Below are 13,826 nucleotides of genomic sequence, written 5' to 3'. Positions count from 1 at the left end.
GATTTACGATTACGATAAAATGATGCGAACCTAAATTGGGGGGATAGTTCTATGGAGACGTTTATCGCCGTGCTTGTCCTTCTTGGTCTGATCGGTCTATCCAAAATTGTCAACCGGTTCATTCCCTTCGTTCCCGTACCGCTTATTCAAATCGGTTTCGGGGTTGTCACCGCCGCCTTTCCATGGGGGATTCACTTGGCGTTGGAACCGGAGCTGTTCTTTGTCCTGTTTATCGCTCCGCTTCTGTTCAACGACGGAAGGCGTACCCCGCGGGCCGAGCTGTGGAATCTGCGGGCGCCGATTCTGCTGCTGGCGCTCGGTCTCGTGTTTGCGACGGTGCTGGTGGCGGGTTACACCATCCACTGGATGATTCCGTCGATCCCGCTCGCGGCGGCGTTCGCACTCGCAGCGATACTGTCGCCGACGGACGCGGTCGCTGTAGGCGCTCTGGCCGGTCGGGCAGGCCGGGTGCAGCTGCCAAAGAGCGTCCACCGCGTACTTGAAGGCGAGTCGCTGATGAATGACGCTTCCGGCCTCGTTGCGTTTAAGTTTGCGGTAGCGGCTGCAGTCACCGGCGTATTCTCTCTATCCCAAGCGATCGGCAGCTTTATTCTCATCGCTGCCGGAGGACTTCTTGCCGGAGCCGCGCTGTCGTTCCTGCTGATTCGTCTTAGCGTCTTTATCCGGCGCTTTGGGATGGAGGATGTCACCGTACATGTCCTCCTGCAGATTCTGACGCCATTCCTGATCTACCTTGTCAGCGAAGAGCTGGGCGTATCGGGCATTCTGGCGGTAGTGGCCGGCGGCATCGTTCAGGCTATTGAAAAAGACCGGACCGATTCTCCCCAATACAAGCTTCAGCTCGTCTCGGCAAGCATATGGTCGGTGCTGCTGTTTATTTTGAACGGCATGGTCTTCCTCATTCTCGGTATTTCGATTCCGGATGTTGTATCGGTCATCTACCGGGATACGGCGGTCGACAACCTGACTGTGATTCTGTATGTGCTGGCTATCACGACTCTGCTGATTGCACTTCGTTTCGTCTGGGTGTGGTTGATCTGCATGAGGAGCGCGCGCTTTAAGGACGGAGGCAAGCCTTCGATGAAGTCGCGGATTATTACCTCTATTTCGGGCGTGCGCGGTGCGGTTACTCTGGCCGGCGCTTTCTCCATTCCGCTTGTGCTGGACGACGGGTCGCCGTTCCCGGAGCGGGATCTGATTATCTTTTTGGCGGCGGGTGTTATACTGGCTTCCCTGATCATTGCCAGCGTCCTGCTTCCGCTTATCGCCCGCAGGGAGGAGGACAGTCGTGAGGAGTCGGAGCAGGCGGCCAAGTCGCAAATTGTGGAGAACTGCAAGGCGATAGTCCGTGGCGGGACGGCAGAGAAGAATCGTGTCGACGCTGTTCCCGCTGTTTCGGGATTCCCGGGTACGCTCCCGGCGCTGCAGGAAATACAGAACAAGCTGATGATTACAAGTCCGGATGACAAATATGGCAAGGAGTGCGCACTCAAAGCGCGTTTGACCGGGCTGCAGGCTGAACGGAGGGAGCTTAGCGGGCTTATTGATGGAGGGTCCATCTCTTCCGAGGCGGGGCAAGCGATGATGGAGCTGCTGGATCACAAGGAAGCGCTGCTGACAAGAGGACTCGATTCACAGCTCAGACTGTCACTAGACAAACTGGGCCGGATGTTCTCCGGAATATTCTCGAAGCCTCTGCAAGAAACCGGCCGTTCCGGCCCTCTTCCGGTCGGAGGCATCCGGGAAGCCAAGATCGGGATGTGCCGCGCCGCAATCGGCGCCATCCAGGAAGAGATGAACGAGGATAACCGGGAAGGTTATGGAAGCGTGGCAAAGCGCTACGGCATGCTGATAGACCGTCTGAAGCACGACCAGGGCGGAAATGGAGCGGAGCAGGAGGAAGGCCGCCAGCTGGAATGGAAGCTCGAAGCCATTCAGGAGCAGCGCGATACGGTGCAGAGGATGTTTGAGGACGGGACGCTGGGCCGCCGAGCCACCGCCGAGCTCCGCTGGTTTGTAGATGAACTGGAGATGGCCATTTGGGAGGATTAAAGATGAACCGCGAAGAGCTGTCTTTCGCCGAAATCGGGGAAGAGCATTTGGTTGAGGCGACAGATATATATAATTATTATGTACTGAATACGACCGTGTCGTTTCACACCGAGCAGCTGACTATACAGGAAATGAAATGGAACATGCTGACCGGCGACCCCCGGTTTAGATCCTATGCGGTCATGCAGGACGGGGAAATGCAGGGCTATGTTCTGATAGCAAGACACAAGAGCAAGCAGGCTTATGACGTGACGGGTGAAATCAGCGTATACCTGAAGCCGGAGTGTACGGGAAAAAAATTCGGAAGGCCGGCATTGGCCTTTATCGAGCGGATGGCCGCGGAACAAGGATTTCATACGCTGGTGGCCACGGTATGCTCGGAGAATGGCCCGAGCCGGTCCTTTTTCGAGAGCAGCGGTTATGAGCAGAGCGCCTATTACAGGGAAATCGGCCGTAAATTCGGCCGGTGGCTGGATATCGTTGTGTATCAAAAAAGAGTCGGAGCATAGCCGGATTCGGAACATCTTCGCTCCTATCTAATCGCCAATAAGGCCGCCCTGCCCGGATCGATAATCCAGGGCGGGGCGGCCTTATTGTTCCCCCAGCGCTGTGCCCGGGGGTGAGCTTATTTGGGAGGGTATATGATCTCCCCTTGAAACGGCAGTTATTTTCGGCCGCGGCGGAACATCTGCCCCAGCACCTCGCTAAGTACAAGCCCGGTGGCGATGGCTCCCGAGAGCAGGAAAGCCTGAACGGCGGCCTGCAGCGCGGTGTTATAATCGTCTTCAATGAACCGGCGCATGGCATCGTAGGCGAGGCCGCCCGGTACGAGCGGTATGATGCCGCCTACGCTGAAGATGATAACCGGCGTTTTAAACGATCTGGCAAAAATTTGGCTGACCGCCCCGACGACGACCGTGGCAAAGAAGGTAGCCACGACGGATTTCCACTCGGGATCGAGCAGCAGAAATACCATCCAGCCCAGCATTCCGGCCAGTCCGCATTGAAACAGCATGCGTTTGGGCGTGTTAAAGAGGATGCAGAACGTGGCGGAGGCGATAAAGCTTGTGATAAGCTGCACAATCATGATATTACTCCTCTTTGTAGGGCTATGAAACGAAGGATAGTACAAGTCCGATGCCTGTTCCGATGGCAAAAGCGGTCAGGAATGCTTCCGCTCCCTTGGACAGCCCTGATATCAGATGACCGGCCATCAGGTCTCTGACGGCATTGGTAATCAGCAGTCCCGGCACGAGCGGCATAACAGAGCCGATGATGATCTTGTCTGTTTCCTCGCCGATGCCGGCCTGGACGAACAAGTAGGCCAGCAGGCCGATCAGAAAAGACGCCGTAAGCTCGGCAAAAAATTTAATCTGGACCAGCCTTTGCAAATAGGTCGCTGAGGCGTAGCCAAGCCCCGACACAAGGAGCGCGGGCAGGGCGTCCTGGAAGCCGCCCTTGAACATCATGGTGAAGCAGCCGCCCGCCATGGCGGCGGCCATGATCTGGAGCCAGACCGGGTAGGCATGGGCCGCATCGTCCACCTGGGCCAGCCGCTCCCGCGCCTGCGCCGAGGTGATCTGCCGCTGGCTGAGGCGGCGCGAGATGTCATTGACCTCCGCGACCTTTTGCAGGTCGGTCGTACGCTCGGCGATACGGAACAGCTTGGGCTGCTCCGTCCGGCTGGTCGTAAAGAGGATCACTGTCGGCGTCACATAGCTGTGCGCCCCTGGAAATCCGAGGGAGGCGGCCATGCGCGTCATCGTATCCTCCACGCGGTAAGTCTCCGCGCCGTTTTGGAGCATGATTTTTCCGGCCAGAAGGCACAGATCTATAATTTCATAGGTTGTCCCGGATTCGGCGTTGTTCAAACCTTGTTAATCCTCCCCTTGAATGTTATATATCCGATTGTGCCTGCAATGGGCCAAAAGATCAAGTTCCATTTCTTTATTTCAATTAGCCGTGGCGGTTAGGCTTAAGCAGAACGCATTTTCCGGTTAAATCTAAGCGTCAAATAGGCAGCTCGAATAATCAAATCAATGGCGATGGATATCCAGACCCCGGCAATGCCCATGTTGAAATAAAGGCACAGCACATATACGCCGACCACGCGGATCAGCCACATTCCGATGGCTGTGCTGTACATGGGACTCTTCGTATCCCCAGCTCCTTGAAGGGCTCCGGCGATAACCAGCCCGACGGCCAGGAACGGCTGGGCGAACGCATCGATGCGCAGCGCGGTGGTCACCATCCCGATAACGGCGGCATCCTGAGTGAACCAGCGGGCGGCGACTGGGGAGAACACAAACATCAAGATCCCCACAGCGGTCATAAACGCCACGGCAATCCACATAGTTAACAGCCCGTATTGGCGGGCATCCTCTTGTTTGTTCGCTCCCAGGTTCTGGCCTACAAGCGTGGTCGCCGCGACGGCCAGGCCGTACCCCGGCATATAAGAGAAGATCTCTATATTTCCGGCAAGAATATGGGCTGCGTAAACATCCGTACCTATTCGCACAATGAGGCCAAAATAAAGCACCTGCCCAAAACGCATGATCAGCCTCTCGGCTGCCGCCGGGGCGGAAAGCTTCAGTAAGGGCAGAGTGTATTCACTTGAACCCCTTTTTCGAATGGAAAAAGAGAGCTTCGATCTGCGGATATGGATAAAGAGCGCAATGGCCCCAATCACCCGTACCGCCGAGGTCGCCCAAGCGGCTCCCGCGATCCCCCAGCCCGACCAGCCGAATAAGCCAAAAATGAGAACGTAATCCAGTGCGATATGGACCATATTCATCCAAATGCCGACCTTCATTGGGGTTTTCGTATCGCCGGCCGCGCGCAAAATGCTTCCGAAGACCGTCATCAGGGATAAGAAAACAGAGGGAATCGCCACGATCCGGAAATAGACCGCACTATCCGCCAATACTTCCGGCTCCGCGCCCATCAGCCGCAGCAAAGGCTCGGCAAATAACAACGTAATGATGCCGAAAGCCAGGCCCAGCAGAGCCGAAATCCACGCCGATTGCCGGGCAATGGCTTTGGCCTTGCCGATGTCCCCGGCCCCGACGCTCCGCGCAATCAGAGAGGAAGTCCCTACACCCATAGCCATAAAAACTGCGATATAAACAGCCATAATGGCATTGGTCACCCCGACCGCGGCGACTTCGTTCAGACCGATCCGGGATACAAAGAGGGTGTCGACAAAGCCCACAATGGTTTGCAAAAAATTTTCAATCATAGACGGTATAGCGAGAGCCAGAATCACCTTGATCTTTCTGCTCTGGTCACTGCGGGCGGCTGTTAACATGAGGAACCTCCGTGATTTATGTAATAAAGCTTGATAACCTTTCGCGCGTTTCTAATGTTCACGGCCATTATATCCCCCCTGGGGGGATGTGTCAAAATGAAGCGGCAACGCAAACGGCAGCCCTGGGCAGAGCTGCTTCAAGGAGGAAGTGTGACTGGCGGTTTCCGGCAATCTTTCCCCGCTTAAGTTTCCTTGTTCCGTTCTTTGAGCGATTCTTTCAGCAGCCCGGTCAGCTCCGACGTATATCTGGTCAGCCTCAAGCTGATCTCCGACCGCATCACATCGCGGGTCATGCCAAAACGCTCCTTGTATCCCCGGCAATAAAAATAATGATATACGACCAAATCGGACTGTTCCTCCGTCAGAATCCGGATATTTCGCTGTTTAAGCTCCCGGCGCAGTCTGTACAAATCTTTCATGATTTGCTCCAGAATGTATTGGCCGGCGGCGAGATACAGGCGTTTGAGGATATTGGTCGAGTACTCGATTTCGGCTATGCTTTTTTGCACCATTTTTTCCATATACGGAAGCAGGATGCAGTCCCGGAGCATCGTTCGTTCCTCGGCGGTTATGATCTTGCCCGGATGGGGACGATGCTGCTGTTCATACTGCTCGACATGCTCTGTCAGCAGCATTTTGGATTTCCAGCGTTCGTTGTCGTCCAGCTTGCTCATTTATAATGCCCCCCAATCTGTTCCGCTCTTTCCCGCGCGACGCCGGCTTCCATCAGAGAGGAGGCGCGCATAATGGCATCGCTCCCGTATCGGTCCTTGATTCCGTCGATGGCCCGTTCCCGGTCGTAAGCAAGGCAGCGGTTATCAAAAAAGGTAAGCTGCATAATGCTGTCGTCCGTCAGCTGGGACAGGGAGACGCTCAGGTGGCTGACAGGCAGCCCGCTCCAGTGCTTCTTGAACAGGGAATGGGCGGCGACGGCCACTTCATGGGTCAGGGCGGTCGGCTCGGGCAGCGTCATCTGCCGGCTAAAGTGGGAGGAGCGTTCACCGTCCGTTTCCGCTGCGGAGACGGACACAACCGAGCCCATATAATGATGATATCTTGTGCGCCGGCACACCTCAATCACCAGCTCGAGCAGGACAATTTCGATGTCTTTAAGCCTGTGATACAGCTTCCAGCGGAGCGCCTTGCCATGGTTCACCGATTTTAATTGATGCCGTATTCCGGCGGCCACGGGGCTTGGATCGATCCCCCGCGCCGTCTGCCAGTAGTACTCGGCCTGAATATCGCTTTGTTTTCCCATTTCCCGCCGCATCCGCTGCTTGAACTCATAGAGCTCCATACGCGCGATATCTCCGATGCAGGCTAGGCCCATCCGGGTAAAATGGCGGGTCATCGCCGATGCCACCATGAACATTTGATGCACGGGGAGGTTCCATAACGTCGACTCCAGCTTCTCGAACGAGAGCTCAAATATACCTTCCGGTATCTTCTTGGCATAGTTGTCGGTCGCCATTTTGGCCAGAACCTTGGTGGGGCCGATGCCGACCCTCGTATGTACGCCGGTTGATAAATAGACATGCTCTTGAATCATTTTGGCCATTTCATAGGGAGATCCGAAATAAGCGAGCGAACCCGAAACGTCCAAAAATTGCTCATCGATGCTGTAAGGCTCCACAAGATCGGTATAGGACTCAAAGATTTCGGTGATCAGGAGCGAGACTTGAATATAGGTCCGCATTCTGGGACGGATGACCACCAGCTCCGGGCATTTGGCCAGCGCCTCTCCGACCCGGGACGCCGTCGTCACGCCTCGGGATTTGGCGATTGGGCATGCCGCCAGCACGATGCCGTTCAGCCTTTCAGGGTCTCCGACAGCAACGGGTTTATCGCGATACTCGGGATGAGCCGACTTCTCTATCGACGCGTAGAAGGACTGTCCGTCAATTAAAAAAATGTGTCTCGACATGGGTGAACCCTCCATCAAAAAACTTGTAATCACACCGGCGCTTCCGGGAAGCGTCTCCTATGTACCTCGGCAGAGGTCTTTCTGAACGGAAATAGAGGACTATGCCCTAATTATATTGCGAACATATGATCGTGTATATACATATTATTTTCCAAATGGACTTGAATTACGAACAAATGTTTGCGATAATGGTGTTAATAAAAAGAGAACGCTTGTTCCTGGAGGTGCGCCATGCCGAAGAAATATATAGGTCATACCGTCGAAATTGTCTATCTGGACCGAAGCGGACGTTTGTCGCAGCGGCGGATTACGGTCAACGATATCCGGGGCGGTCTGGTCCGGGCCTCGTGCCTGACAACGGGAAGTCCGCGAACGTTCCGGCTGGACCGCATTTTGGCCTGGAAGCCGGCGGGAAGCATGCGGGCGTCTTAAAGAGGAAGGTGAGCGGCGGGTAACGGCTGGACAGATATCGTCCTGTTGTAACCTTGCGGCCCCATGCAAAGAGGCTGTGTTCATCGGCATTACGATGAACACAGCCTAGGGACACCAGACGAAGGGGACGGGGCTTAGAGGACGGGCCGCTCTGTATGGTCCAGATATTTTTCCTGATACTCGCCCGGAGGCATGTGATGAAATTGCTTAAACACATGCGAAAAGTGCTTAACGCTGACGTAACCGACCTTCTCCGAAACGTCGTATACTTTCATGGCCGGGCTGGCCTTGAGCAGCTTTGCCGCCTGTTCCATCCGGACCCGGGTCAGGAATTTGATATACGGCTCCTGCATCGTTTTGTGAAAGATGCTGCTTAAATAGCCCGGAGAAATTCCTATCTTTTCGGCGAGGAGGGCAAGGCTTAACGGCTCCGCGTAGTGGGAGTAGATATAAGTTCTGACCCGGCTGACGATGTCCTGCTCATTCTCGTGGACAGGCTCTTCCGGGCCGCCTCTGGTCAGGCAATGAAAGATTTCCTGAAACAGCCCGAGCACAGCTTGTATGGAAAGTCCGGGTGGATAGCCGGGCACCTCCCGGAGATGCCGATAGGCGCTTTCCGCGAATCCGCCCTGACGTTCCAAAGGTCCGTTCGCAAGCTGCCTTAGCAGATGAAGTCCGAACTTCAAGACATGAACGGAGCCAATATGCGGCAGACTTTCAAAATAACGCTTCACCGCCATCAAAAAGGCGGCCTCATTCCGGTCCGGGACGGCCAATTGCACAGAGGCCAGCGTCTGTTCGAGCATGGCGAGACGCTGAGGCGGAACGCCGCCGTTTCGTTCATTGAACAGAAGAGGCTCTTCCGAGAATAGGCAGAGGCCATGAGTTTCAATGGCTTTGGCATGGGAGTACTGCAGATGAAACAGCTCGGATTCCAAGGTTCCAAGGGCGCCGGAGACGGTAATTCCGGTATTGGCCAGCATGGCTGAAGCGACTTTATCATAGAGTAAGCGGCACTTATGCTCAATGTCGTTCTTGCCCTCGCCCGTCACCAGCACGCAGGTGTGCTGATCTTCGTCCAGGAAGACGAACCCGGAGCCGCTTGCTTCGGACAGCTCGCCCGTCATTTGATGAAGAATAAAACGGAAGACGGGGAAGTCGCCGTAAGGCATCCCTTTTTGGGCAAGCCGGTCTTCATCGAGGTCCAGCACCATAATAAGGCCTTCGGTTTCAATCAGCTGCACCTTCAGGCGGAAGACAAGAGGATAGAGTGCCTTAATCTCCACGCTGTTTTCGCTTACAAGGGCCTTCAGGAATTGTCTGACGACCTGCGCCTGGCTTTCCTTGGAGACCTTTCCCATAGCCTGGGCAGCAAGCTCGTCATGGAATTTGCGGTCTAGCTGTGCGGTAACCTGATTCAGAGCTTCGGCCAATTCATCTTGGACTACGGGCTTCAGCAAGTAGTTCTGCACCCCGAAGCGGAGAGCATCCCGGGCAAGCGAGAATTCATCAAAGCCGGACAGAATCAAAATAATGGGCGGATTATCCGATCGGGCCAGCCGTCCGCACAGCTCGAGTCCGTCAACAACCGGCATTTTAATATCGGTGATGACCAGATGAACCCGTATGCTCTGCAGCATTTCCCAGGCTTCCTGCCCGTCCATGGCTTCTCCTGCAACCTCCCAATCGGGATGATTCGAGGTGATATGCAATTTCAAATATTCGCGCACGAGCGGTTCGTCATCGACAATCAGCACTTTATACATCCGCGACGCTCCTTCCAAATCCGGCTTCCGGCAATCGTACATATACGGCGGTTCCCTGTCCCTGCACGCTGTCGACTTGAAGTCCATACCCGGAACCGTATTTTAGTTTGATTCGTTTGTTCACGTTAAGCAGCCCGATGCCGGTTCCTGCCCGGATGCCGTCCGCGTCCGAATCTCCGGCGGAAGGATAATCAGGCCGGGCCCGCTCGAGCTTGTCGCGGAGCTTCTGCAGCGTTTCCGCACTCATTCCCTGCCCGCTGTCCTGGATCGTGAACAGTACCTCGCCGCGCGCGGTCTTTTCGCCCGAAATCCGAATGCAGGTTTTTCCTCGTTTGGCTTCGCAGCCGTGAATCACCGCGTTCTCGGCGATCGGCTGAAACAGCAGGGCAGGGATGGGCATGTCATACAGAGCGGGATCGACCTGCAGCTCGTACTCCAGTCTGCCTTCGTAGCGGCTGCTTTGGATGCTTAAATAAGCTTTAAGGAGATCCAGTTCCTTCTGTAGCGGAATGTCCTTATCCATCCGGGTCATGCCGCGAAGCATGCTGCTTAGTTTATGGAGATGGTCGATAGCTTTGTCCTGCTTCCCGGTCTGCATTTGCATCGATATCATATTCAGCGTATTGAACAGAAAATGGGGGCGGATCTGATTGTACAGAGCCTGTACCTGGGCTTCTTTCTGGAGCAGCTCCGTTTCGTATACCTGCTTCACGAGCTGTGTATTTTCCTCCAGCATTTCGTTGACTCTGGCGACCAGGCCGTTAAAGGAGGTGCCGAGATATCCGATCTCGTCATTCCGGTGCGCGGGAAAAGAGACCTGCAAATTCCCCTGCTCCACTTCTCTCATCAGTTTCACGATATTTAGCAGGGGAGCCAAGAAACGACGGACAAAGAAATACATCAGGACAAACGCGAGCAGCGAGCAGGCCATTGCGATGAAGAAGCCGAAGTTCCTCGTTTCCGTCGCTTTTTGATTCAGTTCCTTGACGGAGCTTACGGCAACGATCGTCCAGTTGGAACGCGGGAGCTGCGTCGAATTGAGCAGGTAAGAGGTGCCGTTCTGATCAATCATCATCGTCGGTTTCCCGCCCGCTTTGACCTGATTGAACAAGGATACAGCGTTTAGCCGATCCGTACTCCGGTAGATCACGTTGCGGTTGTTGTCCAGAATGAACAAGCCTCCGCCCGAGCCCATATCGACCTTGTTGCAAATGACGGCGATGCCGTTATAGTTGGCGTCCACCTTGATGGCCCCGAGTATTTTCTCCGTATCCCGGGTGCTCCGAAGCTGCTTCACGATGGAAAATACTTTGGGACCGCCGTTCTTCACCATCTGCTGAGTATGCGTTGGCACAAAGATGGAGTCCTGCGTATTCATCGCCTGTTTATACCAATCGAATTCCTGAAACCGGCTGTCGTAATCCACACTGATAGGCATGCGTCCGACCGTATAGATTTCATCCGTTAAAATAAAGACCCGGTTAATATCTTTCCGTGGATAAATCATCATCTCTTCGAGATAATTGTCAATGAAGCGGCGTTTTTTCAGCTGGGCCAGCTGGGAATCCTGCACATCTTCCTCAAGGGTCTGCATCACGCCATCGTTCATATAGGGCGACAGGGTAAGGCGGAACAGATCATCCAGATAGGTGTCGATATTATAGGAGACCTGGGCGATAATTTGCTGCACCTGCTCGGAGGACTGCTGCTCGAAGTCCATGGTGTATTTGGAATAGGATAGAATGGAGGCCAGAAAGACCGAACCCAGAATGAACAATACGGAGAAAAAGAGCAGCTTTTTCTTGATGCTCCAATATCTGTAGCGCTTCCATTTGTACATATTCCACTCCCCCCAACACCAGTGTAGCGATTTATTGTATGCGCTTCAATTCGTTTTTCAGAGATCTGCAAAAATCGCACCTTTGTGTAAAAATGCGGTGTTTTGCGGTCGCGCATTCCCCCTTATGATGAAACTGTAACGAGGAACACAGGTCAAAGGAACAGCCAACAAAGGGAGGAGTCAATGATGAGAAAAAAGAAACTGGGGCTGCTGCTCACAGGCGTAATGATGGTCGGTTTATTGGCAGGCTGCGGCGGGAAGAGCGCGGATTCGCCAAACCCAAGCGGTACTGCCGCAGGCACGGTTCAGGAAACGGCCCCCAAAGAAACCGTGAAACTGAAGTTTTTTACCGGAAAAGTGGAGACGGTCGACTTAATGAACACCCTGATCCAGAAGTTCAATTCGGAAAATCCGGGGATCGAGGTGGAGCAGGAATACCAAAAGGATGCAAGCAATGTCATTAAAGTAAAATTTGCTTCCGGCGACATTCCCGACATCACCACAGTGGTAGAGCAGGATTATATCGACCAAGGCAAATACCTGGATCTTTCAAATGAGCCGTTCTGGCCGAGAGTTCTGCCTGCGGTCAAAGAGCTGTCGACGGATGTAAAGAGCGGCAAGCAGTATCAGGTGGCGACGAACGTGACGATGGCCGGTATTTTTTATAACAAAAAAATAATCCAGGAGCTGGGCCTGAAGGAAGCGCTGACCTGGGACGAGTTTAAGGCGAATCTGCAGGCGATCAAGGACAAAAAGCCGGATGTGACGCCGCTCTTTATCGCCGGAAGGGATTCCTGGACGCTTGGACATCTGATCGAGTTCCTGGCTCACGGCATCATCAAGCAGGATTTGGGAGTAAAAAGCGCCCGGGAAGCCTTCATCAACAATGAGTCGGATAAACTGAAGTTCGATCAGGCGAACGGCCCGATTGACACCTTCGCGAAACGTTTGCTGGAACTGCAAGCGGCCGGCCTGATTAACAAAGACGCTTTGACCGCGACATACGACAACCAGAAGGAAGCGTTCGCTACAGGCAAAGCCGCGATGATCAGTCAGGGCATGTGGGTCGTTGCGGATCTGCTCAAAATTAGTCCCGACTTCCAGAATGACCTCGGGTTCAGCCCCTACCCGTCCATTCAGGACGGAACGAAGCCGGTTGTCCTGTCTGCGGACGATTCGAGATATGCGATCACCGCCCAGTCGAAGCACCCGGAAGAAGCGAAAAAATTCCTTGAGTTCTTATTGCAGCCAGAAAATCTGAAGACCTACAGCGAGTTCCTGAAATCGCCTCCGGCGTTCACGGATGTGACTGCGGATTGGGGACCGCTTAAAGAACAAGCCAATCAGGCCTTAAGCAGCGGCGTTAACATCGCTTTCACGGATTCGCCGTCGGGCTTCTCGGGCGATGATGCCGGCAGAATGGTGCAGGAGTTGCTGGCCGGCCAGTATGCCGCCTCCCTGGATTTTGCCAAAGCCTACAAAGACGCCTGGGACAAAGCCTGGAAAGCAACCCACAGATAAAGCGCCAGATAACCCGGGACCCGGAAAGCGGCAACGCAAGATACAGGCCGGGTCCCGGCAATGGATTGGAGAGAAATCGGATGAATCTACTGCGAAAGCTATGGAATAACCTGCACCTTTTTATGGCGCTGCCGGCCATCGTGCTGTTTGGACTGTTCTTCATTTATCCGCTGGCGCAGGGAATCGGGATCAGCCTGACGGATTCCAACGGCATGACCGCGCCGCGTTTTATCGGACTGCAGAACTTTGTGGATTTTTTCCATGATGCCCGGGCGAAGAAAGATGTGTACAATACGGTCTTCTTTGCGATTGGAAGCGCTCCTCTGCTTAATTTATTCGGCTTTCTATACGCACTGATTCTGGACCGGCCATTTAAGGGAAAAGGCTTTGTGCGCGCGGTCGTCTATTTGCCGGCGGTCATCAGCCCGCTGATAATGGGATATGTCTGGTATTTTATCCTGCAGCCGGACCGGGGCTTTCTCTATCATCTGCTGGCAAGCCTGCATCTGGGCACCGGCGGAAGCGATTGGCTGGGCAATGCGAATTCCGCGCTCCTCGTGCTGGTGTTCATCAATGTGTGGCAGTTCGTGGGCATGACGATGATTATTTATCTGGCGGGCCTGCAGTCCATTCCGAAGGAGCTGTACGAGGCCGGGGAAATCGATGGCGCGGGGTATCTGAAATCGCTCTGGTACATTACGATACCGATGGTCGTACAATCGATCAAAATTAATGTCGTCACGAACATTATCGGGTCCCTGTCCGTCTTCGAGATCATTGTCGCACTGACGGACGGAGGGCCGGGCTACAGTACGGAATCGCTGAGCATCTACATTCTTCGCATGCTGTACGGAAGCTTTACCGGCTATTCGACCGCGGTAGCGATGATTCTGTTCGTCATGATTATTATTCCCGTCTTTCTCTTTATGAGATATATCAATAAGAAAGAGTTTGAAATGTGAG

General features: G+C 54.1%; 12 protein-coding genes. 5 read left to right on the top strand and 7 right to left on the bottom strand.

What is annotated here, in order from left to right; translation table 11 throughout:
* Nucleotides 1-51 precede the first annotated feature (51 nt).
* Nucleotides 52-2,073, top strand: a complete 2,022-nt coding sequence (locus G5B47_RS13455; protein WP_165098822.1) for a Na+/H+ antiporter — start codon at nt 52-54, stop codon at nt 2,071-2,073.
* Between the two features lie 2 nt (nt 2,074-2,075).
* Nucleotides 2,076-2,582 carry a GNAT family N-acetyltransferase gene (locus tag G5B47_RS13450; protein WP_165098820.1) on the top strand — a complete coding sequence of 169 codons (507 nt, stop codon included), beginning with the start codon at nt 2,076-2,078 and terminating at the stop codon, nt 2,580-2,582.
* A gap of 155 nt (nt 2,583-2,737) precedes the next feature.
* Here the strand turns inward: G5B47_RS13450 and G5B47_RS13445 are convergent, their stop codons facing one another.
* From G5B47_RS13445 to G5B47_RS13425, 5 genes are all read right to left on the bottom strand, one after another.
* Nucleotides 2,738-3,160, bottom strand: coding sequence for a threonine/serine exporter family protein (locus tag G5B47_RS13445; RefSeq protein WP_165098818.1), 423 nt, complete (start codon nt 3,158-3,160; stop codon nt 2,738-2,740).
* Nucleotides 3,161-3,182: 22 nt separating this feature from the next.
* Nucleotides 3,183-3,944, bottom strand: coding sequence for a threonine/serine exporter family protein (locus G5B47_RS13440; RefSeq protein ID WP_268958477.1), 762 nt, complete (start codon nt 3,942-3,944; stop codon nt 3,183-3,185).
* A 104-nt stretch (nt 3,945-4,048) separates the two neighbouring features.
* Nucleotides 4,049-5,380 carry an MATE family efflux transporter gene (locus G5B47_RS13435; protein WP_235949734.1) on the bottom strand — a complete coding sequence of 444 codons (1,332 nt, stop codon included), beginning with the start codon at nt 5,378-5,380 and terminating at the stop codon, nt 4,049-4,051.
* A gap of 182 nt (nt 5,381-5,562) precedes the next feature.
* Nucleotides 5,563-6,054, bottom strand: coding sequence for a hypothetical protein (locus tag G5B47_RS13430; protein ID WP_165098816.1), 492 nt, complete (start codon nt 6,052-6,054; stop codon nt 5,563-5,565).
* Nucleotides 6,051-7,304: a DNA polymerase IV gene (locus tag G5B47_RS13425; protein ID WP_165098814.1), complete on the bottom strand. Its 1,254-nt coding sequence runs from the start codon at nt 7,302-7,304 to the stop codon at nt 6,051-6,053. Before G5B47_RS13425 ends, G5B47_RS13430 begins: the two co-directional genes overlap by 4 nt.
* Before the next feature lie 231 nt (nt 7,305-7,535).
* On the opposite strand from G5B47_RS13425, the gene G5B47_RS13420 reads away from it, so the two are divergent.
* Nucleotides 7,536-7,736 carry a hypothetical protein gene (locus G5B47_RS13420; protein WP_025334582.1) on the top strand — a complete coding sequence of 67 codons (201 nt, stop codon included), beginning with the start codon at nt 7,536-7,538 and terminating at the stop codon, nt 7,734-7,736.
* A 134-nt stretch (nt 7,737-7,870) separates the two neighbouring features.
* On the opposite strand, the gene G5B47_RS13415 is transcribed toward G5B47_RS13420, so the two are convergent.
* The gene (locus tag G5B47_RS13415; protein ID WP_165098813.1) at nt 7,871-9,502 is read right to left on the bottom strand and encodes a response regulator; all 1,632 of its coding nucleotides are present in this window, start codon (nt 9,500-9,502) and stop codon (nt 7,871-7,873) included.
* A complete protein-coding gene (locus G5B47_RS13410; RefSeq protein ID WP_165098810.1) occupies nt 9,495-11,342 on the bottom strand; it encodes a sensor histidine kinase in 1,848 nt (615 codons plus the stop codon). The genes G5B47_RS13415 and G5B47_RS13410 overlap by 8 nt, the downstream gene beginning before the upstream one ends.
* Nucleotides 11,343-11,528: 186 nt before the next feature.
* Here G5B47_RS13410 and G5B47_RS13405 point away from each other — a divergent pair, with 186 nt between their 5' ends.
* A complete protein-coding gene (locus G5B47_RS13405) occupies nt 11,529-12,863 on the top strand; it encodes an ABC transporter substrate-binding protein (protein ID WP_165098808.1) in 1,335 nt (444 codons plus the stop codon).
* 80 nt (nt 12,864-12,943) lie between these two features.
* The gene (locus tag G5B47_RS13400) at nt 12,944-13,825 is read left to right on the top strand and encodes a carbohydrate ABC transporter permease (protein WP_165098805.1); all 882 of its coding nucleotides are present in this window, start codon (nt 12,944-12,946) and stop codon (nt 13,823-13,825) included.
* Nucleotide 13,826: the final 1 nt, after the last annotated feature.

Source organism: Paenibacillus apii (genome assembly GCF_011043685.1).
Lineage (GTDB): Bacteria > Bacillota > Bacilli > Paenibacillales > Paenibacillaceae > Paenibacillus_AQ > Paenibacillus_AQ sabinae.
This window is presented reverse-complemented; position numbering and strand designations above follow the sequence as displayed.

What these genes read in the sequence shown, in the direction of transcription:
- G5B47_RS13455 (WP_165098822.1), top strand. Translation starts at nt 52, where the DNA reads ATGGAGACGTTTATCGCCGTGCTTGTCCTTCTTGGTCTGATCGGTCTA.
- G5B47_RS13450 (WP_165098820.1), top strand. Translation starts at nt 2,076, where the DNA reads ATGAACCGCGAAGAGCTGTCTTTCGCCGAAATCGGGGAAGAGCATTTG.
- G5B47_RS13445 (WP_165098818.1), bottom strand. Translation starts at nt 3,160, where the DNA reads ATGATTGTGCAGCTTATCACAAGCTTTATCGCCTCCGCCACGTTCTGC.
- G5B47_RS13435 (WP_235949734.1), bottom strand. Translation starts at nt 5,380, where the DNA reads ATGTTAACAGCCGCCCGCAGTGACCAGAGCAGAAAGATCAAGGTGATT.
- G5B47_RS13430 (WP_165098816.1), bottom strand. Translation starts at nt 6,054, where the DNA reads ATGAGCAAGCTGGACGACAACGAACGCTGGAAATCCAAAATGCTGCTG.
- G5B47_RS13425 (WP_165098814.1), bottom strand. Translation starts at nt 7,304, where the DNA reads ATGTCGAGACACATTTTTTTAATTGACGGACAGTCCTTCTACGCGTCG.
- G5B47_RS13420 (WP_025334582.1), top strand. Translation starts at nt 7,536, where the DNA reads ATGCCGAAGAAATATATAGGTCATACCGTCGAAATTGTCTATCTGGAC.
- G5B47_RS13415 (WP_165098813.1), bottom strand. Translation starts at nt 9,502, where the DNA reads ATGTATAAAGTGCTGATTGTCGATGACGAACCGCTCGTGCGCGAATAT.
- G5B47_RS13410 (WP_165098810.1), bottom strand. Translation starts at nt 11,342, where the DNA reads ATGTACAAATGGAAGCGCTACAGATATTGGAGCATCAAGAAAAAGCTG.
- G5B47_RS13405 (WP_165098808.1), top strand. Translation starts at nt 11,529, where the DNA reads ATGAGAAAAAAGAAACTGGGGCTGCTGCTCACAGGCGTAATGATGGTC.
- G5B47_RS13400 (WP_165098805.1), top strand. Translation starts at nt 12,944, where the DNA reads ATGAATCTACTGCGAAAGCTATGGAATAACCTGCACCTTTTTATGGCG.